This is a genomic window from Paucibacter sp. PLA-PC-4 (genome assembly GCF_026241155.1).
In the GTDB taxonomy this organism is placed as follows: Bacteria; Pseudomonadota; Gammaproteobacteria; order Burkholderiales; family Burkholderiaceae_C; genus Roseateles_E.
Map to the genome: position 1 here is coordinate 23,755 of NZ_JAPFGP010000028.1, position 23,424 is coordinate 47,178.

Sequence of the window (23,424 nt, forward strand, 5' to 3'; positions counted from 1 at the left end):
TGGTGAAGCCTGACGCCTCTCACCAGGGCCGCCGCTGGCACTGGTGCCGACCTCACCTTAGCGCCCAACGTTTTTGGCATCCGTTTCGCTCGGTGTCACGAGAGCGGCTGATGCAGGTTCGGAGCAATGTACGCTCCTGACCATGACATCCCTTAGGTTCCAACGCCCCGACGCTGGCAGCGTCACCAAAACTGCTGCCGAGCGGTTGCCCTTCGATGTGCGCTTCAAGGCGTTTAGAAACCAACTCCGTAAATTCAGCTTGCGCTCGTTGGTGGAGGAAGCGTTGCGCATGACGTCCCTCCCTCCCGACGATGTTGTCGAGTCGCTACGATGTTTCCCTTGGTTGCCAATGCTCATCGTGAAGTGGGCGTTACTCGACCGAATGGTGTTTGCCGACGTAGGCGCCCCGATGACCAAGGAGCGATTGGCGGCTTTGATAGATGAATTGTGGAACTTCGAAGGTGATTTACTGAAGCAGAAGCTGGGAGGAACTGCCCATCCACTAATTCGGCCAAGGGTTTTTGTACAGGTTCTATTTCAGCGAAAAGCTACGCGAGCATTTGTCAGAATCCCAGCATTGCTGTCGCGACTCCCAGCCGACCATGGACTGCGAAAGCTCTTTCATGCGCAATGGCAACTTACGCCGGAGCAATTCGTAGATCTGGCCATCGTGATTTACAGCGCGCGGTTTGGAGAGAATAAGCCGGGCTTTAATAGATCTTTTTTTAAGCCACTGGAGAAGGAATACGGTACGGTGGCCATCGACCGAATGCTGGGAATGTTTTCGCGTGATCTCCAAGGGCTCCGGGAAGAATTGCTTGGTGCTGAAGATATGGGTCTAGGCAAGGGGCTTGCTCATCGGCGCAGATCTGAACTGTTTGAGTTCCCATTTTTCAAACGATTTCCATTGTATCGGCATTCTCCCGATGTCTACTTTGTTTGGCATCCTACTGTTCTTTCGCGGGCGCTGGAGGACGCTGTTCATTTGCGCCTTTCTGATGCGGGCAAAGAATACTCCGAGCCATTCAGCAAGGTGTTTGAAAAATATGTTGTCGAACTGGCAAGAGATGCTCATCAATATTTATATACCGAGGCGGATATAAAAAATTCACGAGGTTCGCAAAGCTCTTCGGTGGAGGCCGTAATACCATTCGATCAGTGCAATGTTCTCATTGAGGCCAAGATGGGCCTATATCCCGATGAGGTCATCACAGCAACGATGCCCGAGATTGTTAGACATAAATTGAGGGATCTGTGTAAGGCGGTGGTGCAGGGCGCAAAAGTTGCAGAGATGTTGGACTCAGGGGACCTGATTTTTGACCAGGTCGCTCAGACGCAAACGAACTATCTTTTGGTCGTGACGAGTCGAGACCTATTTGTGGGGCGCGGCGAGGTTCTTGACGCGATATGTTCCGCTGGAGCCATCGCCTACCCTACTGACGTTGCGAAGACACTGCTGCCCCTGACGCACGTATTCTTTGTTTCCATCGACGGCTTTGAGCAGATCATTGCGGCAGTTCGAGCAGGCGAAGCAAATTTGCCGGAACTGCTTGCCCACGCTGTTGAACTAAATGCTGTTCCGGGTGGGGCTGGCTATTGGCTTGAAGGACATATGTCAGCAGAGGCCCGAGCGGTCAAAGATCGCGGATCATTGATTGACGTTGCTTGGGAAGCTTCCCACGCGCGCTTGGCTTTGGCACTGGCTGATGTCTAAGGAAGGTCTGTAGAAACCTCCCGCAGCGATTGATAGTCGCGTCACGCGCAAGGCGAATTTTTGAATCGGAATCCTTCGAATTCAACCTGCCCGCCGGACCCTTGTTTCCCAGCGGGCGCCTAATCACTCCGCTAAAAGTAATCCATAGCTAATTGGGAGAAATCTCGCGTATGCCCAAGCCGTCCCGTCTCAGTTTTTTGACGTTTCTCTCAATTCTTGCGATTGTTTATGGAGTCGCTGCGCCCTTCCTAATGCCAGTCGCCACTAATCGGGGACTTGGCGGAAATCTCTTCTGGTCTTCGCTGGCGAACATGCTGGTTGCATTTTTTTGTGTTACATATCTTTATGTAACGCGAGGCGGGAAAACGCGAACTTCGTGTCTTGTCTTTGGAATAGCTCTGATAGTGATGGCTGCAATCCTTTATGGAAACCTGGGACTAATTAGTGACCATGCTCAGAAGTCCGAGCAGATAATTCCAAAGGCGGAGATTTCGCTCTTTCTTAGCTTAAAGATTTTTGTTTTGTACGCTAAGGATCTAGTTGCGTTTGGCTATGGGGCAATCGGCGCAAACTTGGTCGCTGCCTCAATCCTTGAGAAGGAGTGTCGTGGTCAAGTTCTTTCGGACGGTTCAGTAAGGGAATTTCGATAGTCAATGGGCGGCAGCGCGCTGTTGCTCGTACTGGCTGGGGGATCGATAGCCCAGCGTCGAATGCAGTCGCACGGGGTTGTAGAAATTGGTGATGTAGTCAGCGATGTCGGGCTGCGCTTCGGCGTGATTGGCGTAGTCGCCTTGCCAGACTCGCTCCATCTTGAGGTTGAGGAAGAAGCGTTCCATCACGGCGTTATCCCAGCAATTTCCCTTGCGACTCATGCTGCAGACCAAACCGTGGCGCTTAAGCAGCGCCGTGTGGGCTTCACTGGCATATTGACTGCCGCGGTCCGAGTGCACCAGCAGACCAGGCGCCGGCATTCGACTGGCGATGGCCATGCTCAGCGCCGCACACACCAGCTCCGCCGGCATGCTGGGCGCCATCGCCCAGCCCACGATCTTGCGCGAGAACAGATCCAGCACGACCGCCAGGTACAGCCAACCACTGCGTGTGCGGATGTAGGTCATATCGCTCACCCAGGCTTGGTTGGGCCGCGCGGGCTTGAACTGACGCGCCAATACATTGCCGGCCACATGCAGCTCATGACGGCTATCCGTGGTGTGGACGAACTTGCGACGCCAGCGCGTTTGCAGCGCATTGCTACGCATCAGCTGACGCGCCCGGTAGCGGCCTACGTTCAAGCCCTTGGCCCTCAATGCCGCACTCAATCGACGGCTGCCGTAGCTGCGTCCGCTCGCCTCAAACGCCGCCTTGGCATGCACGCTCAAAGGATCGACTTGCTCGGGCTGGCGTAGCCGCTGGCGGGCTGCGTAGAAGCCTGAACGGCTCAAGCCCAGCACGCGGCAGCATTGGCTCACCGAGGCCTTTTCGCGTTGACCAATGTCTCAGTCAAATGATGAATCACTTCATCTCCCGGGCGAAGAAGGCCGAGGCTTTTTTTAACAGTGCGTTGTCCGATTTGAGTTGCTGGTTCTCGGCTTCCAGTTGCCGAATCCGTTGCTGCTCCGGGGTCAGCGGCTTGCCTATGCCGGGGCGCCCGGCGGCCTCTTCGCTGAACTGCTTCAACCAACCCCGCACGGCGCTGTCGGTCAAATCCAGATCCTTGCAAACCTGCGAAACCGTCAGGCCCTGCTCTCGGATCATCTTCACTACTTGCAGCTTGAACGCGGGTTCCATATTCCGGCGTTCGCGGCGTTGCTTCTTCTCTGTCATGCTCGTCTTGGTCTCAGGGGGCTACAAGCCCTTATCGAGCTGTCCGATTTAATTGGACCACGACAGAGGCACACGTTGGCACGTAGTGAGCTGTTATGGAGCCGGTCGTTTTTGGCAACTTTTTTTGACTGAACGGTATTGCGATGGAAGCCTGAGATGCTGTTGATAGTCGCCCTTCGGCCGACTACAAGGATCGGGATATGCGGCTCTCGCCGCAAACAGGAAGGGAAAGAAGGTATGCCCCTGACCCGTGATTTCAAACAGACGGTTGTTGAGCGCGATCCGGCGTTTGCGAGGGCGCTTTGCGTGAATCGGCTACGCTATTCCTGGAGGGCGAACCCGACGCGGCGCGCCTCATCCTTCGCGACTTCCGGAGCGCGACGGTTGGCTTTGAAGCTCTCGCCGAACTGACGCACGAGCCCGGCAAGAGCCGTTGAAGTACTGATGTGCGGAGCGCAGGAGGACGGGCCGACCTGCTGCTGCCTGCCTGGGCCCAGCGGCCCTGGCTTTCGCCAGGCACCGCAAGTCCACCGGACTTCCGGTGTCCGGGCTCAATCCCCCGGCCGCTTCGCTGCCTCCTCCTTTACCTTCGCATCAGCCCTGCCCGTCCTCCTGCTTGGCGCTGCATTGGTTTCCGCTTGCAAAAACCCAATGGTGGAGAAGCCGGGATGCGGGTGTGCGCAATTGCGCAAGTAAAGGAGGAGGGGCGCTTGCGGCCCGGGGGACTGAGCCCGGACACAAGCAGTCCTGAGAACTGTTTGTGCCTAGCGAAGGATCGGGCCTCTGGCCCGAGCACGTAGCAATTGCGCACAGCCGTGTCCTGGCGCCTGTCGGTCCTCGCTGAGGCAAGCTCGCAGTGCGAACTTTGGACCCCAGTCGCATTTGTGTGGCCTCTGCCGCACTTACCGCAGCAATCGCCCCGGCGACAGCATCGCCTCGGTGAGCCCAAAGTTTGCCAGCCGCTGCGGCAGCGCCAATCCCTGCGCTAGGGCCGCGCAGGCCTCGCCCATTGCGGCGCAGGTCTGGATGCCGTAGCCGCCTTGTCCGGCGAGCCAGAAGAAGCCCGGCGCCTGAGCATCGAAGCCGCCGACCAGGCCGCCGTCGGCGACGAAGGAGCGCAGGCCGGCCCAGGTGTGGCTGGGCCGGCGTATGGTCAGCGTGGTGGCCTCCTCGATGCGGTGGATGGCCAGCGCAATATCGAACTCTTCGGGCTGCACATCTTGTGGCGCCACCGGGTCGGCATTGGCTGGCGAGCCGAGCAGCGCTCCGGCGTCGGGCTTGAAGTACCAGTCTTCGTCGGCGCCGAACACCAGCGGCCAGGCGTGAGTGTCCATCCCGGCCGGCGGCGCGAACATAAAGGCAGAGCGGCGTCGCGGTTCCAGGCCTATGGGCCGCACGCCGGCTAAGCCGGCGATCACATCGGCCCAGGCGCCGGCCGCGTTTACCAGCACCGGGGCCTGGTAGACGGCTGTGCCGGCATGCACGCGCCAGTCGGCGCCCTGGCGCTCGATTGCCGAGACCTCGGCATTGCAGACCAGGTTGCCGCCGGCGCGACGCAGCTCGCGCAAAAAACCCTGGTGCAGCGCATGTACGTCCATGTCCACCGCCTCGGGCTCATGGATCGCACCGAACAGCTGCTCTCGCCTGAGTACCGGCACCATCGCGCAGGCCGCGTCCGCCGAGAGCTGGTGCGCATTCGGGGTGATGGAGCGCAGCACCTCCCAGTGGCGCTCGTAGGCCTCGCGCTGCGCCTCGGTGGCGACGAAGAGTGCGCCGCGCGGCGTCAGCAGCGGATGCTCGGAGTAGCCGGGCGGCGGCTGCTCGAAGAAACTGCGGCTGGCACGGGTCAGCGCGCGCACCTGGGCGTTGCCATAGCTCTCCATAAAGAGCGCGGCCGAGCGGCCGGTGGCGTGATAGCCGGGCTGGCTCTCGCGCTCCAGCACGACGGTGCGCGCGTGCGGCGCCAGCCAGCGCGCCACCGAGGCGCCGGCGATGCCGCCGCCGATGACCAGGCAATCGGCTGAAATGATGTCGGGCTTGTTGCTCATGCGAATGATGGGTCGGCGGCGGTGAAATCGTGCGGGTCGGCCACGCGGGGCCAGTAGTCAAGGTCGCGCACCCGGTAGGGCAGGGCGGCGAAGTCCATGCTGATCGCGCCGGGCGTCGTCACATAGAGGATATCCCGGGCCAGCGGTGCGAACTGGGCATGGAAGTGCTGGGTGGACTTGACCACGATCAGCCGTTTGCCCGCGAGGTCGATGCCCAGGCCGGTGAAGACCATGGGCGAGAAGGTCTGGCTGCGCACGCTGACCAGCACGATATCGAGCCCGTTCGGCGCCTGCACCCAGACGCTGGGGCCCAGCGGCGCAATCTCGTCGTTCGAGTTCAGGCCGATCTGCACGTGCTGATCCAGCACGGCCTTGACGACAATCTCCAAATCCACCGGCTCACCCGAGGCCGGGCCGCATTTGCCGCCGATGCGCAGCGCGAGGCGGGCGCCGACGCCTGCGTCGCGGCAGAGCTGGATCGCACCCAGATCCCAGAAGGCGCCGATCGCCACGTCCTGTGTGCCGCGCGCCAGCAGGGCCTGCAGGATGAACGTGCTATCGCTCATCGCGCCGCCACCGGCGTTGTCGGCGATGTCGGCCAACACGACCGGACCGTCCTCAGCCTGTGCTGCACGGTCCAGCGCCGCGTCCACCTCCAGCATCGGCGTCACGGTCTGCTCGCGCAGCGCCCAGAACTCGCGCCCGAGCTGCTCGGCCAGCTTGGCGGCCATGCCTGGATCGTTGTCGGTGATGACCCACAGCCGCGCGCCCGACTCGGGCACATCGCCCCAGGGGAAGCCATGGCCCAGCGAGACCGAGAGCACACCCGGCCGGCGCTCGACTGCCTGCATGCGGCTCACAAAGTCGGCCATCGGTTCGCGTGTCGTGTGCCACAAGCCCACCATCTTGCAGTCGAACATCGCGGTGGTGGGCCTGACCTTGCCGGCAGCCGTGTCCAGCACGATGCGCAGCAGCTCCTCAAGCCGCGGCAGCGCATCGATGTGCGGATATTCCTTGTAGGCAATGAGGGCGTCGGCCGAGCGCTGCATCAGCGCGGTGGTGTGGCAGTGCAGATCCAGCTCGACACCGATGGGCACCTCAGGCCCGACGAGGGCGCGCACCCGCGCGATCAGATCGCCCTCGCAGTCCTCATAGCCGTCGGCCACCATCGCGCCGTGCAGGACCAGAATGACGCCATCGACCGGCAGCGCCGCCCTGAGATCGCTGAGGATCTCGTCGCGCAGGCCCTCGTAGACCGCTCGCACCGTGCGGCCCAGCGGCTGGGCGAAGGCGCTGAGGCTCTCGACCAGCTGATACCCCTGGTCGGCCAGCAGCCGGCGCAGATCGGCCATCGGAGCACCAATGCCTTGCGGGTCGCGCCGGCTCGCATCGCCATGAAAAATGCCGTATTCCTCGAAGCTGCCCCAGCCGGTCGGCGCCGCCGCATAGGTATTGGTCTCGGTGGCCAAAAAGGCGCCGAATATCTTCTGTGTGCTCATGCGCTGGTCTCTTCGCGGATAAAGCGCAGGCGCCGCAGCCGCGGCGCATCCAGGCGCAGGCCGCTGACGCGGCCGGCTTCGCGGTCGATATTGATGATGCCGGCGCCGCCCATACCGGCGAACAGCGCATCGGCCGGCATCGCCAGCAACACGTCAGCCGACAGCGGCAGCAGGCGGTAGGCGCTGCGGCCATAGGCCCCTTGCAGACGCACGATGATCTGCAAGGCCTCGCCTTCGCCTTCGATCTCGATATGGGCGTCGGTCTGCAGGTCCGGCACGCGGTAGCGGCCAGCCAGCGCCGGCGCCAGCGCGGCGCTGGTGGGCGCCACATCGGGCAGGCGCTTGCAGCGCAGCAGATGGCCGCCGTCGCTGAGCGTGAGCGCGTCGGGCGCCGTCTGGCCGGTGAGTTCCTCGAGCGCGAAGGCCAGCGGGTTCAGTGCGCTGTCCTCGCAGGGCAGCAAGGCCTCGCTGCCGACTTGGCGCAGTGGCATGGCGCGGCTGCCCAGCCAGTTGAGCGCGAGCTTGCCGCCGGCGTCCTCGAAGCCGAACACCGCACCGGTGGCCGCGGCGTGATAACGCTGTCCCAGCAGCGCTGCATGGGCTGCGGCCGGCACAGGATCGGGCGCAGCGCCCAGGGCCTCACCGAGCAGCGCGTCGATGATCTGAAACCCCAGCGCCACCGGTGAGATGGGGGCACCATTGACCATGATCATGATGTCCAGCTCATGCGATGGCACCGTGATCATCTGTGAGGTGGCGCCGAGCACCGCGCCCGCATGATGGATCACCTCGACGCCGCGATAGTCGTGGCGCATCAGGCCCAGCGCATAGGGCAGGCGCATGCCGGTCGACAGCTGCGGCAGCTCAATCATCTGGGCCCAGCTGGCCGCACTGCCGACCGTCTTTACCGGGCCGCGCAGATGGGCCAGCCAGCTCAACATGTCGTCGACGGTCGAGATCAGGGAGCCGCTGCCGCGCAGCTCGCCCGGGTAGATCCCGCGCTGCAGTCCGCCGCCGGCGGCCGCCGGCTGGGCTTGGTACTGCATGGCCATGCCGGTGCGGATCTCGAGGTCGCTGGTCAGCGACTCGGTGTCATGCATGCCCAGCGGCGTGAAGATGCGCTCGCGCATGAAGTCTTCGAAGCGCTGGCCGCTCAGACGCTCGATCACGCGAGCCAGCAACTGATAGCCGGTGTTCGAATAGATCATGCGCGTGCCCGGCTCGAAATTGAGCTCGCGGTTGGGATCGTGCAGCGGCCGGGACCAGTCCGCCTTGGGCAAGATGGCCAGACCCTGGGCGACAGCGGCGAGGTCCGTGCGCCAGCCGCCCGTGTGATGCATCAACTGGCGCAGCGTCGGCCCGGCCGGGTGCAGCACCGGCAGCTCGGGCAGGTGCCGGTAGACCAGGTCGTCGATATCGAGCAGGCCGTCCTCGGCCAGCAGCAGCACGCCCAGGCAGGTGAATTGCTTGCTGGTGGATGCAATGCGCACACGCGTGTGCGGCGACATCGCCACGCCCTGCTCGATGCTGGCCAAGCCGACGCCGCGCCGATACAGGGTCTTGCCCGCGCGCGCAATGCCCACGATCAGGCCCGGTGCATCGCTGCGATTGAAGGGCTGCAGCAGGGCGTCGACGGCCGTCAGGCCGGTCGGGGAGGAGGGGGCGGTAGAGGTCATGGCGTGATCGCAGTGGAGTGGGGTAGGACGGGCGTGGACGACTTGCACACTCGATCCGCCGGGAGCGCAGGAAGAAAAAAAAGTCCGTTCGAGCTGCCTTCTGTACAGACGAGCGAGGCCGCGCTTTCCGGCATGCTGTCTTCTGCGGCCTAGGTGTTTACGCTGGGACTCACGAAATTACTACCGGAATATGACAAGCGGCCCGTCTTCGTTGGTTAGCAGTTCATCGTTTCCAACCAAGGAATTCCAATGAAGAAAAGCGTGCGCGGCCGGACTCTCCGTCGTCTGGCCCTGGTGTGTACTCTGGCCATCGCCGCCTCGGCCCATGGGCAGAGTCGCGAGTTCGACGTCGCCGCCGGTGATCTGAAGGCTGCCCTCGATACCTATATCGCGCAGGCCGGCGTGCAGCTGCTCTACAAGGTCGACGACATCAAGGGCTTGTCGACCAAGGGTCTGAAGGGCGCGCTCTCGCCCGAGGAGGCGCTGACGCGTCTGCTCGAAGGCACGCGACTGAAGGTGCGCCGCGACGCCAGCGGCGCGATCGTGCTCTACAGCGCGCCTCCCGACGAGCCCAAGCCGCGCGCCGATGTGTCGACGCTGGACACGGTCATGGTCAGCGCCTCGCGCCGCCGCGAGCCGGTACGCGAGGTGCCGCTGAAGGTCGATGTGCTGCAGACCGAGGCGCTGGAGCGCGGCGGCGCGCGCGAGCTGCGCGACTATGTGGCTGACCAGCCCGGCGTCACGCTGTCGCGCGGCGGCGCTTTCTCCGGCGCGTTGAGCATCCGCGGGCTGGCCACCGCTTCGGTGGGGGCTTCGTCGGTGGGCGTGTACATCGACGACGTTGCGACCGGCTCCAGCGCACCCTATGGCATGGGCGCCACGACGCCGCTGGACATGGGCCTGCTCGACCTGAAGCACATCGAAATCCTGCGCGGCCCGCAGGGCACGCTGTATGGCGCCGGCTCGATGGGCGGCCTGATCAAGTACGTGACCAACGAGCCGGACACCGGCGAGTTCTCCGGCAGCGTGCGGCTCGCAGCCTCCTCTACCCGGTACGGCGGCATGGGCCATACCGTCAACGGCGTGGTCAATGTGCCGATCAAGATGGACGTCGCGGCGGTGCGCGTCGCGGCCTACCGCACGCGCTTCGGCGGCTATGACGACGCCATCGGGCTGGCCGCCGAGAAGAACGTGAACCGCAGCGTCGCAACGGGCGCGCGCATCTCGACCCTGCTGACGCCGAGTCGCAATCTCTCGATGCGCCTGACGGCCACCACCCAGGAGGAAGAGCGCAGCGGCAACGACTACGAAGATTTCAGTCCGGCCACCGGGCAATTTCCGTCCGGCGAACGCCGGCGCTTGCTCAACGCCAGCGAGCCCAGCGGCAGCCGCACCCACCTGCTCGGGCTGGACGTCGAATACGACATGGGCTGGGCGCGGCTGAACGCCATCACTTCCGTGCAGGATGTGACGCTGCGCGGCAAGGCCGATGGCCCCTCGCTGCTGCCGCTGGTGAGAACGGCGGACCCGGGTGCCAACGCGGTCTGGGCGGACAGCCACGGCGAACAGCACCGCGTCAGCCAGGAATTCCGGCTGACCTCGCGAGCCTCGCGTGACATCGAATGGCTGGCCGGCCTCTACATCAATCGCGAGCGCTCCAAGGTCGAAGGTGGCTATCGCTACTCGAACGCGAGCGGCCCCAGCAGCCTCAATCTGTACACGACGGACAAGCCTGCCAAGTACCGCGACCTCGCCGCCTATGGCGATGTGACCTGGCATGCCACCCCCGCTCTGGCGCTGACCGCAGGTGTGCGGGTGGCCCGCATGGAGCAGATGTACAACAGCACCGTCTCGGGCCTTCTGGCCGGCCGTCCCTCGTCCAATGGCGGCGAATCCAAAGAGAACGCCACCACCTGGCTGGCCGCCGCCGGCTACAAGCTCAGCCCGGACAGCTCGCTGTACGCCCGCATTGCCAGCGGCTACCGACCCGGCGGGCCCAATGCTTTGCTGCCCACGACCTCGCCGGCGGTCAAGCCGATGTTCGAGTCCGACTCGCTGTGGAGCTACGAGGTCGGCTACAAGGCCTCGCTGCTTGACCGCAGGCTGACGGTCGAGGCCGCGATCTACGACATCGAATGGAGCGACATCCTGCAGCCGATCACCGACGGCGGCTTCAGCTACTTCACCAATGCCGGCAAGGCGCGCATCAGCGGCACCGAGCTGAGCCTGAGCTGGCTGCCCAGCGCCGCCTGGCGCTTTGGCGGCGCGCTCTCCCTGATCGATGCCAAGCTGCGCACCGATGCCACAGGCCTCGGCGGCCATGCCGGCGACGACATTCCGAGCACCGCGCGCATCACCGCCTCGCTGTCGGCCACGCACAACTTCGAGCTGGGCGGCCGTGCGGCCTACTTCGGCGTGAACGCCCGCCATGTTGGCAAGCGCAACGCCGGCTTCCCCGGCAGCCCGGTCTTGCCGGCCTACATGATGCCGTCCTACACCGTGCTCGGCCTGCAGACGGGCATCGACTTCGAGCGCTACAAGCTCTCGGCCTATGTGCGTAACCTGAACAACAGCCGGGGCATCGCCGCGCTCGCCTTCACCTCGCTGACCGCGGCCAAGGCCGTCGTGACCGAGCCGCGCACCATCGGCGTGGCCGTCAACGTCCCCTTCTGACCATGGCACTCTTCACTCAGACCGCCGCGGCTGCGGCGGCTTCCTCCTCGCACGTCCCTGCGCCGGTGGCGCGGCGCGCCGGCGCGGCCTCCTGGTACACGCTGGCCGTGCTGCTGATCGCGACGATTCTCGGCTCGATCGACGGCATGCTGGTGACCCTCTTGACCGAGCCGATGCGCGTGAGCCTGTCGCTGTCGGACACCCAGATCGGCATGCTCAAGGGCGCCGGCCTGGTCCTGTTCTCCGGTCTGGCAACCTTGCCGCTGGGCTGGCTCGGCGACCGCTTCGACCGCCGCATCGTGCTGGCCGCCTGCGTGCTGGTCTGGAGCGCGGCGACCGGCCTGCGCGGCACCGCGATGGATTACGGCATGCTGTTCATCGCGTCCATCGGCCTGGGCGTTGGCGAGGCCGGGCTCGGGCCTCTGACCAACAGCCTGATCCCCGATCTGTTCCCGCGCGCCCAGCGCGTGCTGGCCAACGCGATCTTCGGCATCGCGGCGCTTTTTGGCGGCGCGCTCGGCGCGATACTGGGCGGCAGCATCGTGCAGGCGATCGAAAAATCGCACCACCTGCTGCCCGTCGCGCTGCAGGCCTATGAGACCTGGCGCCTGACCTTTTTTGCGATGGCAATCGTCGGTGCGCCGGTGATGCTGCTGGTGCTGACGATACGCAGCGCGCGCGGCGCCGCCGCGGTCGGTTACGAGCCGCCGCCGCCCGGCATCGAGGGCGCCGGCGAGGCCGCCGGCATCGGCTTTGGGGACTATCTGCGCACCCATTGGCGCACGCTGGCCTGCTTGGTGACCGCGGCCGGCCTGGCTTCGGTGGGCCTGAGCTCGATCGGCAGCTGGATCCCCATCGTCGCGGCGCGCCAGTTCGGCGTGCAGCCGGCGCAGCTGGGGCAGGGCATCGGCGTGGCGGTGATGGTCGGCACCTTGCTGGGCGGCGTGCTGGGCGTCAATGCGATGCGGGTGGCGCGGCGTCGCGTCGGCCTGGCCGCACCGGTGCGCGTGATGATGCTGGGCTACTGCGCCGCCGGGCTGATCTCGATCGCGCTGCTGTTCGTGCGCTCGGCCAACGATGTGTTCGTGCTGCTGACCATGCTGCTGGTGCCGCTGATCTGCGGCGCGGTGGTGCTGCCGAACGTGCTCCAGGAGGTCGCACCGGCCCATCTGCGCGCCCGCGTGATCGGCCTGCTGTCGATAGGCGGACTGCCGTTTGCGGTGCTGGGGCCGCTGGCCATCGGCATGGTCTCGGATGCCGTCAAGCACATCCCCAATGGCCTGGCGATGGCCATCGTCGCCGCCACGATGACCGGCTGCCTGCTGGGTGCTGCCCTGTTGCGCGCGACCGAGCCCGCATTCGTGCGCCTGATCAAGACCGTCAACCCCGCCGCCTGAGCCTTTCCCCCATGTCTACCCTCACTACCGATCCAGTCGCCGCGATCGCAGCGATCGAGGCCCTGCTCCAGCCGCTGTGCCGCAGCGACGCGCCCGGCATGATTGTCGGCATCAACCAGCATGGCCGCCCGCTGTACCGCCGCGGCTTGGGGCTGGCCAGCCTCGAGCAAGGCGTGGCGAACACGCCGCATACCCGCATGCGTCTGGCTTCGACCAGCAAGCACTTCACCGCGCTGGCCATCTTGCTGCTGGCCGAGGACGGCAAGCTGCAGATCGACGAGCCTGTGCAGACCTATCTGCCCGAGCTGCCCCGGCTGAGCGCCCAAGGGCCCACACTGCGCCAGCTGATGGCGCACACCGCCGGCTGGCGCGGCCATGACGAGCTGTGGTCGATGGCGAACGGGCTGAACGTGCAGCCTGCCGGCAGCAGCCTGGCGATGATGGCCAGGCAATCCGAGCTGAACTTCGAGCCCGGCACACGAATGATCTACAGCAATGGCGGCTACCACCTCTTGGCGCTGACGATTGCGCGGGTCAGCGGCCTGAGCTTTGCGGAGTTCCTGCGCAGTCGCATCTTTGAGCCGCTGGGCATGCTGGACAGCGAATCGGTGCCCAGCGTGCTCGATGTGCGCGAGGGCCTGGCGGGGCTGTACGTCCAGCCGCCGGGCACCCCGGCGCCCGCTCGGGCGCCGTGGCGGCGCGCGCTCTACCCGACCGAGTTTGAGGGCAGCGGCTCCCTGGTCTCATCGCTGGGCGACATGCTGATCTGGCTGAGCCATCTGCGCAGCGAGCACAAGATCGTCGGCAGTGCGCAGAGCTGGCAGCAGATGCTGACACTGAACACGCTGAGCTCGGGCGAGGTGCTGCCCTATGGCTTCGGCCTGTGCCGCCAGCCTTACCGCGGCGTCGAGGTGATCCACCACAACGGTGCCGTCACCGGCGGCGGCTCGCAGATGATTACCGTGCCCGCGCACGCCCTGGACATCGTGATCATGACCAATGGCTGCGCTGCAGCGCCCGCCGCAATCGCCCTCAAGCTGATCGACCTGCTGCTGGCCGAACACCTGCCCGAGACGGTCGAGGCCTCGGAGCCGCGCGCCGCCGCCAGCGACTTCCCCGGCTTGATCGGCAAGCGCTACTACGAGCCGCAAAGCGGCCGTCTGATGCAGTTCGGCGAGGTGGCGCAGTTTCTGGGTCTGTCACTGCACGGTTTTCATGCGCTGCCGCTGCGCCGGCGCGGCGACGCCGTGTGGCTGGGCATGCTCGACATGGCCACCAGCGCCTTCGAGGTTGAGCTCGCCGGTGTCGACCCCGCACAGGCGCCCCAGACGCTGGCGGTGCGTGAAGGTGGTCAGATGCAGCACTTCCAGCGACTGTCCGATGAGGCCCCGGCGGCGGCTGCGATCGCGCCGCAGCTGATCGGCCGCTATCGCAGCGCGGACCTCGATGCGGACGCGGTGATAGCGCTTGAAGGCCAGACGCTGATGCTGACCATCCAGGGCCGCCACGGCCAGATGCAGGCCCGCGTCCAGCCCGCCTCGCCCGATGTCGTGACCCTGATTCCGATCGACCCGATGCTGGCCGCGCTGACGCGCAGCGTCGTCCTCAATCTCGATCGCCGCGACGGCCAGTCCGGCCAGGTCTTGGGCCTGCGCCTGGACAGTGTGCGCACGCGCCACCTGCGCTTCGTGCGTGTGGACTAAGGAAATCATCGATGAAGTTCTTCACCGCCTTTCTCGCCACCGAGACCAATACCTTTGCCGCCGCGCCGACCGGCTGGGGCTGCTTCCAGCAGTACGGCATCTATCGCGGCGATGCCAGCACCCGCGACCCGCAGGGCTTCGGTCTCTACCCGCTGATGCTGCGTCGCTGGCTGGCCGAGGACGGCCATGAGCTGGTCGAGAGCACAACCGCCTTCGCGATGCCGTTGGGCCGCACGGTACGCGAGGTCTACGAGCGCCTGCGCGACGAGATCTTGGCCGATCTGCAGGTGGCCCATGCGGCCCAGCCGCTGGACGGCGTGATACTGGTGCTGCACGGCGCGATGGTTGCCGACGGCTATGACGACTGCGAGGGCGATCTGATCGAGCGGGCTCGGGCCATTGTCGGGCCGACCGTGCCCATCGGCGTGGAGCTGGACCTTCACTGCCATTACACCGCGCTGATGCAGCGCTCGGCCGACGTCATCGTGGCCTACAAGGAGTACCCGCACACCGATGCGCTGCCGCGTCTGCGGGAGGTTCTCGATATCGTGCTCAAGGCGGCGCAGGGCCGTGTCAAACCGAGCACGGCCGTGTTCGATTGCAAGATGGTGGGTCTGTGGCACACGACGCGCGAGCCCATGTCCGGCTTCGTCCGGCGCATGCAGGCCGTCGAGCAGCAGCCCGGTGTGCTCTCGGTCTCGCTGGGACACGGCTTCCCCTGGGCCGATGTGGCCGAGGGCGGCGCCAAGCTCTGGGTGACCACCGACAACGATCCGACGCTGGCGGCCGCCCTGGCCGAGGAGCTGGGCCGCGAGTTCTGGTCGCTGCGCGAGCAGACCCGCACACCGAACCTGACCATCAGCGACGCGCTGACGCAGGCGCTGGCGGTGCAGGGCGGCCCCGTGGTGCTGGCCGATGTGGCCGACAACGCCGGCGGCGGGGCGATGAGCGATAGCACCTTCATCCTGCGCGAAGTGCTGGCGCAGGGTATCGGCGATGTCGCGATCGGCGGCTTCTGGGATCTGGGCGCAGTGCAGATCTGCAGCGATGCCGGCGTGGGTGCGCGAGTCGATCTGCGCCTGGGGGGCAAGGGCGGTCCGGCTTCGGGCGCTCCGCTCGACCTGAGCGCGACGGTGATGGCGGTGGTCGAGGATTTCTACCAGCCTGGACTCAACGGCAGCAGCGACGGTGGCGACCGCATGGCCCTGGGCCGCAGCGTCTGGGTGCGCCTGGCCGGCGGCATCGACATCGCGCTGATCAGCAAGCGCAGCCAGGTGCTCGACCCCCATCTTTTCACCGGCCTGGGCATCACGCTGGGCAACAAGAAGCTGATCGTCGTCAAGTCGGCCCAGCACTTCCATGCCCGGTTCGCACCGCTGGCCAAGGCGGTCTTCTATGTCAGCTCGCCCGGCACGGTGAATACCGACTTTTCCAGCCTGCCCTACCGCGTGCGCAGCCTGGACTACTGGCCGCGGGTGGCCGATCCGCACTGGGTCGCGCCGGCGGCGCAGCCGCCTGGCCGGCTCTACGAGGTCGACGGTCTGCGCTTGCATCTGCATCTGAGCGGCCCCGCGCCGACCGACCCGCAGCAGCCCACCATCGTGATCGAATCGGGCGCAGGTACCGTCTCGCCGGTCTACGCGCGGCTGCAGCGGACCTTGGCCCGAAAGTACCCGGTCTGCAGCTATGACCGACCGGGCCTGGGCTGGAGCCAGCCCGATGCGCAGCCGCTGGACGCCCAGCGCAATGCGCACCGCCTGCATTCGCTGCTGCAAGTGGCCGGCGTGCGCGGTCCGCTGGTCTTCATCGGCCACTCGCTGGGCGGCCTCTTGATGCGCGTGTACACCGGCCTCTACCCCGAGCAGGTGGCCGGTCTGATGATGCTGGATGCCAGCCACCCGGAGCAGTTCGTGCTCTACAACGAGGCGCCCACCGAGCAGATGGCCGCCGAGCGTGCCAAACGCGTCAAGCTGCGCGCCGGCGGAGCGCCGCCGCCGGAGTTCGCGATGATCGATGCGGTGTGTGCCGACATGCCCGAGGTCGCGCAGCAGGTGAAGTCCACTTTCACGCCCGAGGCGGTGGACGCGATGCTCTATGAGGTGCTCGGTTTGCAGCAGGTGGGGCGCCAGGCCGCGGCCGCGCCGGATCTGGGCGAGCGCCCGCTGGTGGTGTTGTGGGCGCCCAAGCCCCCGTCGCCGACCGGCGTCGAAGGGCTGGACGCGGTCTATCAGCGCTGGCCGGCTTATCAGCAGGCGCATGCGGACTTGTCCACGCGCGGCCGCGTTCGCGAGCTGGTCGGCTCCGAGCACATGAGCATCGCGGTGCTGCCGCCCTTTGTCGCCCAGGTCGCCGAGGAGATCGACGCGCTGATGGCGCAGATCGCGACGACCCCGCTGCGCCGGCTGGAGTCCTGATGGCCGCGCTGCATGAACTGAGCGCCCAGGCGCAGTGCACGGCGCTGCAGCGTCGCGAGATTTCATCCACCGAGCTGGTCGCGCACTACCTGGCGCGCATCGAGCGCCACGGCCCGGCACTCGGCGCCTTCGTGAGTGTCTTCGCCGAGCAGGCGATGGACGCGGCGCGGCGGGCCGATTCGCAAGCCCCCTCGGGCCTGCTGCACGGCCTGCCGCTGCCGCTCAAAGACCTGCATCCGACAGCCGGCCTGCCGACCTCGCTCGGTAGCGCGGCGATCGCCGGCTGGGTGCCCGAGCAGGACGGCGGCGTTGTCGGCCGGCTGCGCCAGGCCGGCATCATCGTGATCGGCAAGACCCATGCCCCCGAGTTCGGCCCCTGCTGCTATACCGAGACGCAGCTGGCCTCACCGGCGCTGAGTCCCTATGGCCAGGGGCTGTCGGCCAGCGGATCGAGTGGCGGGGCGGCCGCAGCGGTGGCCGCCGGGCTGGCGCCGCTGGCTCATGCCAGCGACGGCCTGGGCTCGACCCGCACGCCGGCCTCGAACTGCGGCCTTGTCGGCATCAAGCCCAGCCGCGGCCGCATCCCATCGGTGCTGCCGAGCTGGTACCAGCTCGGCACCGAAGGGCCGCTGGCCCGCACGGTCGGCGATGCGGCCTTGTTCCTCGATGCCGTCGGCGCTATCGGCCCCGGCGAGCTGTGGCGTCAGCCGCCCTGGGCAACTGACGCCCACCGGGTGGCCGCCCGCACGCCGCCGCGAGGCGGCCTGCGCATCGGCTTGCTGACGGACCCCGGCAGCGACGAGACGACAGTCCATGGCGAGTGTCTGCAGGCCTGCGCCGAGGCCGCCCAGGCACTGCAGGCGCTGGGGCACGAGATCGTAACGATGGTGCTGCCGCCGGCGCTGCGCATCTGGGCCTTGGTGGAGCCGCTGTGCGATGTGATCGGCGTGAGCCTGAGCCTGCATGTGCAGACCCAGGTGAGCGAGGAACGCCGCGCGGCGCTGATGCCTTACACGCGCTGGTACATCGAGAACGCCGAGGCGACCACCGGCAAGCGCTATGCCCAGTCGATGATGCGCCTGGCTGCTGCGGCCAGCGCTTGGCTGAAATGGCAGTCCGGCGTCGATGTGCTGCTGACGCCTACCAGCAGCGCGCCGGCCCTGCCCAGCGGCGCGCTGCGCCTGGATGACGGCCGCGCATCGAGCGAGGCCATGCTGCGCTGGAGCGCTTTCACACCGTGGGCCAATCTCAGCGGCGCGCCGGCCATCAGTCTGCCGGTTCATCAGACCGCGTCGGGCCTGCCGGTCGGCGTGCAACTGATGGCCATGCCCGGCCAGGATGAGCTGCTGCTGGGTCTGGCCGGTGCGCTGGAGGAGGTGTTTGCCTGGCAGCTGCGTCATCCGCAGGTCTGGTCGCGTTAGGGTCAGACGCTGGTGGATGCCGGGTATTTTGGGTTTACTCGCGTCGGTGCTGAACCACTGCGCGCCGCGGTCTGCTACCCACATGGATCGGCGCAAGCTGAGCAGCAGCGCGGTAGGCGTCGTCGTGTTGCTCAAGGAGGATGAAGCTCTGTGACCAGCAAGCCCATAGACGAGAGTTCGCCCTCTACCATGATCGGCGTGCCGGCTTTCATTGGGAGCACCGCGAGCCCCTCAAGACACACTTGGGCAGTGTGGCCGCGCACGGAAAGCTGTCCGCGTTGGCCACAGCCCTTCGATGAAGTGCGGTACTCATCGACCGATACAAGGCGGCCGGTGGTAGGTCCTGTAGGCGAGCCTGTGGCCCATGCAAACGCTGCAATCCAGCCGAGCGGAGCAAGTACGACCATGCCCGCGACGAGCGCAACGGACAACGGATAGACCAATAACCGACGAACCCACCACGTGGGGTAGTTCTGCCGCAGCTGACGGGCCATATGCCTGTTGCGAAATCCGACTCCGATGATCGGCAGGAGTAGTGCAAAGGCCCACTTGCCGGCAGCTTGATACTCTGCGCTGAATAAGAAGACGAAGTTCGAGCCAATACCCAACTCAAGCACGAACCCTGCAAGCACGAATGCCAGCGCGAAGAGAAGAAGCGCAGCAGCGGCCTTGGAGACGGGCGGCTTGGGGTTAGGGGCGGCGCCTTTCACTTGGTCTGAACACAGCGTACGCTGAATCCGGCAGTCTTATCTCCCAGATCTCGACCTACGGTTGGCCGCCTGATGTTGAACAGTCGTTCGTATGCTCGATGGTCCACAGAGGTTGCCGTCCAGAAGTTCGCATGCTCGTCTCGGAACGCAAACTTGCCGGGGCCCGACCTCCAGCCCGCAAGCAGGGCATTGAATCCCGAGTCGCCGTGCTTCTTCATACGAGTTCCCTGAGTGGAGCCGCGCCAAGACTGGCCGCTTGCTTCGTGTGGCGTCATCCCGAGGGCGATCTCGGCTAACTTCCATTCCTCATCGGTCGGTACATGCCATCCTTGCGGGCAGGAGATTAGTGCCGTATTCCAGTCGTAAAGATTGCCGGACGCTCGGTACTCCGCTGTCTCTCTCGCTTCGGCTGGATCAGTTCCCTCGTACCCGTAAACCCAGATGCCGCCCTTTTCTGAGCCCGGACTGACATGTGGCATGTATGCGAGGTTCTCTGCAATCCATACAAGCCCGCCAATGTTTGTTGTGCGATAGACGCGTCCATCGCGAGTGTCAATAAACTGTTCCTTCTGGACTTCCAGAATCTTCGGATCGCTGATCTGGGCGCACCCTCCGAGGAAAGAGCAGAGGATGGGCAGGATTGCTGTGCGCTTCATGGTTTTTGCGTCAGCCCAAAGTGAAAGCTCAGCGGGCGGCGAAGCGGTCCGCTGCAGCGAAAGGTGATGCCTCGGCGGGACCGCAATCGTGCTGCGCGCCACTTGGACACCACTTGGTTGTAGATACGATCCAGCATCCGTGAAGGATTTTCACCAATGCACACAGGCCTGCTCGGTGCGCCGGCTGTAGTGCAAGTACCGAACCCGCTCACGCACCTGATCCAGCAGCCGGGGCACCTGAAGTGGCCGGCGCTAGCCCCTGCTTGCGCGGCACAGACCGGGCTGGCACAGTGCGGGCACCCGCTGCCGCTTTGTGCATTAATTTATTTCTGTATGAAACAACAGTCAATAGCCAAATATCGCCGCCCCCACAAGGCCTTGCAGGTGTCGCCGTGCCAGTAGTTATGCGGCACCCGCCGGAGTTATCCGGCAGGGCGTGCTGCCTAAACTAGTAGTTATGCCTCTTGAAGTAACAGCCATCGGCCCCGCATTGTCTGTCTCTAATGAGTCGGACATCGCCTCAGTGCGCTACGACGGTAGTGGACTCTCTGTCGTGGTCGCCCGAACGCCATTGGACGGAAATCGGTTCCTCGGTCTCCGGATTACGTTTCAGCGAGTTCATGGCTTTCGCCTTCTCGATGAATCTGACTTGGCCGCGTACTGGGCCGCTCCGGGTTTTGTGAGAGGCCACCACGTGCTGGCCGTTACTTCGGGCGGCTGGAGCGCAGAAGAAGACCTGAGGCAAGGCCACAAATTGCGTCGTTGCGAATGGCTGGTAGCAACTGGAAATGGCTGCCTGAGCCTGTTCGCAAGCGAAGATCCAAAAATCGAGGAGGGTGAATATGATCCTGAGGCATAACCCTTTGCTGCAGCGGACGGCTTCGCCGCCCGCTGAGCGCGCACGTTAGGTGTCTGCAAAGCCATGAACTGCTCTGCGAAGATCTCAGTCACAGCGACCGATGAGCACACCATCGTTTCGGTTGGTGATCGCGAGCTCTTCGACTATTTGGATGACTTCTTTGTTGAACACGACTTTGAGTGCATATGTGTCTCGTTCGCTGGGCCAGGAAACGGCCAAATGAACTCGTTCTATTTCAGCACCGAGTACACGCCAGCGATGCTCAGCGAGGCAATTTCTGAGATTTCGTCTTCTGAGATCGAGCGCATTCTTGCGCTCAGTGCCAAGGAGGGCTAGGTTATGCCACGGCACACACCTAACCTGTCGCTCGAGCCGACTCGCGTCGGCAAGCCGCCGCTCGCGGCTCAGCTTCGACGTTATAGGTCAGTCGAATGATTCGTTCTGCCGAGGAATTCGTCCGTCTACGCACCAGTCAAATCCCAGCAGAGCAAGAGCGCGCGGGGTCAGACGATGCTCCGGTTGATGTTTGGCTCGCCGTCATCAAGCAATACCCCGATCTGCGCGAGTGGGTGGCTCACAACAAGACGGTGCCATTGGAGGTGTTGGATCGACTCGCCAACGACCCCTCAACCGCGGTCAGGTTCACGGTCGCTGGAAAGCGCAAGCTAAGCCACGAGTTGCAGCGCGCGCTCATGCGAGATTCTGATTCTTCAGTCCGACATGCCTTGGCTTGCAATGCGAAGTGCGACGCGACTGTTCTCGCGGTGCTTGCTTCGGACGAAGAGCCGTTCGTCAGCGATGCCGCGAAGAAAAAGTTGGAGGTGCGCAGTGGTGCCCTATAATCGGGTAGCCAGGGGTTTCTAGCCCCCAGCCCCCACACCACCCACCGTGCGGATCCGCAGTGGGCGGTTCAACCAGTTGGCGCGCTCGACGAAGCCGCTATGTCGAGTAGCCCTGCGCTTTGATCCACAGTGCCTTCAGGCTGACCAGGCCTTGCGCTGCCAGCCACGCGTTGGACATGGCTTGCTGTGTCACCGGGGTTCGGGCCATGTGCCAACAGCCGAGGCTGCTGACACCGTGTTGGATGGCCGACTTCAGGCTCACGCCCAAGGCCAGCAAGTGGCGAATCTTCGTGCGGGCCCAGCGCCACTGTTTCCAGTAGCACATGCGGACGCGTCGTCGCAGCCACTCATCCAACTCCGGCACTGGGCGGTAGTACTGGCTGATGCCGAAGTACCCCATCCAACCCCGGGCATATCGCCCCAGCTGTTGCAGCCGGTAGTCCATCGAGACGCCCCAACTTCGCCCGGTCAGTTCACGCACCCGGTGCTTGAAGCTCGCCAGCGCCTTGTCGGCCCAGCGCACCTTGTTGCCGCGGATGGTGAAGCTCAGGAAGCTGCAGTCGCGCATCGGCGCCACCCGGCTCTTGGCCAGGTTGACCTTCAGCTTGAGGATCGTCTCCAGGTATCGCGTGATGCTGCGCATCACCCGCTCTCCCGCGCGTTCGCTTCGGACCAGGATGACCAGGTCGTCGGCGTAACGGGCAAAGCGGTGGCCTCTGCGTTGCAGCTCTTGGTCGAGCTGGTGCAGCAGAATGTTGGCCAGTAGCGGCGAGAGTGGACCGCCTTGCGGCGTGCCAACCTCGCTGGGCTCGACGTGCTCACCGACCAGCACCCCGGCGCGCAGGTAGCGTCCGATCAGGGACAGCAGCCGCTTGTCGCCAATGGTCCGCCCCAGCAAGCTCATCAACAGGTCGTGATTGACGGTGTCGAAGAATTTGGCGAGGTCCAGATCCACCGCGATGCGGTAGCCGTCCTTCACGTACGCCTGCACCCGACGAATCGCCATGTGTGCGTTGCGGCCCGGTCGGAATCCAAAGCTCGACTCCGAGAACGTCGGATCGAACATCGGCGTGAGCACCTGGGCGATGGCTTGCTGCAGCACCCGGTCCAGAATGACCGGAATGCCCAGCATCCGCTTGCCACCGTCGGGCTTGGGTATTTCCACCCTGCGCACCGGCTGTGGGCGGTATCGCCCCTCATGGATCTGCTCCCGCACGCGCGGCCAGTGTTCGCGCGCGTAGGCAGGGAAGTCCGCGATGGTCACGCCGTCAATGCCCGGCGCACCCTTGTTGGCCTTCACCCGCTTCCACGCGCGAGACAGGTTGTCGCTGTCCAGCACGGCGGTGAGCAGGTCTTGCTTGGCTTCGTCTTGTTTCAAGGCTCGGTGCGCGCCCGCCCGCCGCCGCAGCTCCCTCGGAGCGAGGTCATTGCTAGGGTCGAGGGTGGCACGTCTGCTCCTTGTGTCTCGTTGTTCAGCCCTTCAGCGGCCCGACACCTGGCCGCCTACTACGGCGTCTGCTGACTTCTGCATCGTCACGACGCGCGTTGCCGCGCGCCGCGCTGTACTTTCGGATGAGGGTCGCTGCCGATTCATCGCTCACAGCGGGCAGCTCGCCGTGGCGCCAGGTTCTTGGTATCCCGGTGAACCGTCCGGGTCATCCACTCATCACGACGCACCGCTGGCGGCGCAGATCTCCCCAGGTAAGAACGCGAACTGTCGGTGCACAAGCGCCGCATTTACTGTGGACCGCGTACCGTTGGGCTTTGCCGTCAGGTGCCAGCTCGCCTCGCCGTCCTCAGCCTTGTCTATGCGGTTTCTGTCCGTCGCCTCGCACCTCTTGCACTCCGGCTTCCTTCAGACTGCGTATTCCAGGCGATCGCGGACACCGTTCCGCTCTGATGGCGGACAGCATTCCGCCGTGATGGCGGACACCGTTCCACGCTGATGGCGGACGGCATTCCAAACTGATCGCGGACACCGGGAGGGT

Annotated in this window: 13 protein-coding genes and 4 pseudogenes; 9 read left to right on the top strand and 8 right to left on the bottom strand. The window is 64.8% G+C overall.

The features are described 5' to 3' along the window. Positions 1-142: 142 nt before the first annotated feature. On the top strand, positions 143-1,714 hold the full coding sequence (locus tag OOZ63_RS26960; RefSeq protein ID WP_266008770.1) for a hypothetical protein: 1,572 nt from the start codon (positions 143-145) through the stop codon (positions 1,712-1,714). A gap of 650 nt (positions 1,715-2,364) precedes the next feature. On the opposite strand, the pseudogene OOZ63_RS26965 reads toward OOZ63_RS26960, so the two are convergent. The 4 genes and pseudogenes from OOZ63_RS26965 to OOZ63_RS26980 all read right to left on the bottom strand — a co-directional run bounded on the left by OOZ63_RS26965 (position 2,365) and on the right by OOZ63_RS26980 (position 8,761). Next, a pseudogene (locus OOZ63_RS26965) lies at positions 2,365-3,538 on the bottom strand (IS3 family transposase). A gap of 902 nt (positions 3,539-4,440) precedes the next feature. Continuing rightward, entirely contained in the window at positions 4,441-5,586 is a 1,146-nt protein-coding gene (locus OOZ63_RS26970; protein WP_323055798.1) for an FAD-dependent oxidoreductase, read from the bottom strand. Then, positions 5,583-7,085: a M81 family metallopeptidase gene (locus tag OOZ63_RS26975; protein ID WP_266008771.1), complete on the bottom strand. Its 1,503-nt coding sequence runs from the start codon at positions 7,083-7,085 to the stop codon at positions 5,583-5,585. Before OOZ63_RS26975 ends, OOZ63_RS26970 begins: the two co-directional genes overlap by 4 nt. Continuing rightward, a complete protein-coding gene (locus OOZ63_RS26980; RefSeq protein ID WP_266008772.1) occupies positions 7,082-8,761 on the bottom strand; it encodes a serine hydrolase domain-containing protein in 1,680 nt (559 codons plus the stop codon). Before OOZ63_RS26980 ends, OOZ63_RS26975 begins: the two co-directional genes overlap by 4 nt. Before the next feature lie 249 nt (positions 8,762-9,010). Between OOZ63_RS26980 and OOZ63_RS26985 the strand changes: the two genes are divergently transcribed. The 6 genes and pseudogenes from OOZ63_RS26985 (at position 9,011) to OOZ63_RS27010 (ending at position 18,369) form a co-directional block, all read left to right on the top strand. After that, complete coding sequence (locus tag OOZ63_RS26985; RefSeq protein ID WP_266008773.1) at positions 9,011-11,434, top strand: TonB-dependent receptor domain-containing protein; 2,424 nt, start codon at positions 9,011-9,013, stop codon at positions 11,432-11,434. 2 nt (positions 11,435-11,436) lie between these two features. After that, the gene (locus OOZ63_RS26990; RefSeq protein ID WP_266008774.1) at positions 11,437-12,831 is read left to right on the top strand and encodes an MFS transporter; all 1,395 of its coding nucleotides are present in this window, start codon (positions 11,437-11,439) and stop codon (positions 12,829-12,831) included. 11 nt (positions 12,832-12,842) lie between these two features. Then, the gene (locus OOZ63_RS26995; RefSeq protein ID WP_266008775.1) at positions 12,843-14,534 is read left to right on the top strand and encodes a serine hydrolase domain-containing protein; all 1,692 of its coding nucleotides are present in this window, start codon (positions 12,843-12,845) and stop codon (positions 14,532-14,534) included. An 11-nt stretch (positions 14,535-14,545) separates the two neighbouring features. Then, a pseudogene (locus tag OOZ63_RS27000) lies at positions 14,546-16,006 on the top strand (M81 family metallopeptidase); the annotation flags it as partial. Positions 16,007-16,138: 132 nt separating this feature from the next. Beyond that, positions 16,139-16,948 (top strand): annotated as a pseudogene (locus OOZ63_RS27005) (alpha/beta fold hydrolase); the annotation flags it as partial. Continuing rightward, a complete protein-coding gene (locus tag OOZ63_RS27010) occupies positions 16,948-18,369 on the top strand; it encodes an amidase (RefSeq protein WP_266008776.1) in 1,422 nt (473 codons plus the stop codon). The pseudogene OOZ63_RS27005 and the gene OOZ63_RS27010, both read left to right, overlap by 1 nt. 131 nt (positions 18,370-18,500) lie before the next feature. Here OOZ63_RS27010 and OOZ63_RS27015 read toward each other — a convergent pair whose 3' ends face one another. From OOZ63_RS27015 to OOZ63_RS27025, 3 genes and pseudogenes are all read right to left on the bottom strand, one after another. After that, complete coding sequence (locus OOZ63_RS27015; protein WP_266008777.1) at positions 18,501-19,079, bottom strand: hypothetical protein; 579 nt, start codon at positions 19,077-19,079, stop codon at positions 18,501-18,503. Then, a complete protein-coding gene (locus tag OOZ63_RS27020; protein ID WP_266008778.1) occupies positions 19,076-19,735 on the bottom strand; it encodes an FISUMP domain-containing protein in 660 nt (219 codons plus the stop codon). Before OOZ63_RS27020 ends, OOZ63_RS27015 begins: the two co-directional genes overlap by 4 nt. A gap of 153 nt (positions 19,736-19,888) precedes the next feature. Continuing rightward, positions 19,889-19,972: pseudogene (locus OOZ63_RS27025) on the bottom strand (integrase); the annotation flags it as partial. 220 nt (positions 19,973-20,192) lie between these two features. Here OOZ63_RS27025 and OOZ63_RS27030 point away from each other — a divergent pair. Both OOZ63_RS27030 and OOZ63_RS27035 read left to right on the top strand, forming a co-directional pair. After that, a complete protein-coding gene (locus tag OOZ63_RS27030; RefSeq protein WP_266008779.1) occupies positions 20,193-20,594 on the top strand; it encodes a hypothetical protein in 402 nt (133 codons plus the stop codon). Positions 20,595-21,025: 431 nt separating this feature from the next. After that, entirely contained in the window at positions 21,026-21,436 is a 411-nt protein-coding gene (locus OOZ63_RS27035) for a hypothetical protein (RefSeq protein WP_266008780.1), read from the top strand. Positions 21,437-21,533: 97 nt separating this feature from the next. Here OOZ63_RS27035 and ltrA read toward each other — a convergent pair whose 3' ends face one another. Next, entirely contained in the window at positions 21,534-22,775 is a 1,242-nt protein-coding gene (gene ltrA / locus OOZ63_RS27040) for a group II intron reverse transcriptase/maturase (protein WP_266008781.1), read from the bottom strand. Positions 22,776-23,424: the final 649 nt, after the last annotated feature.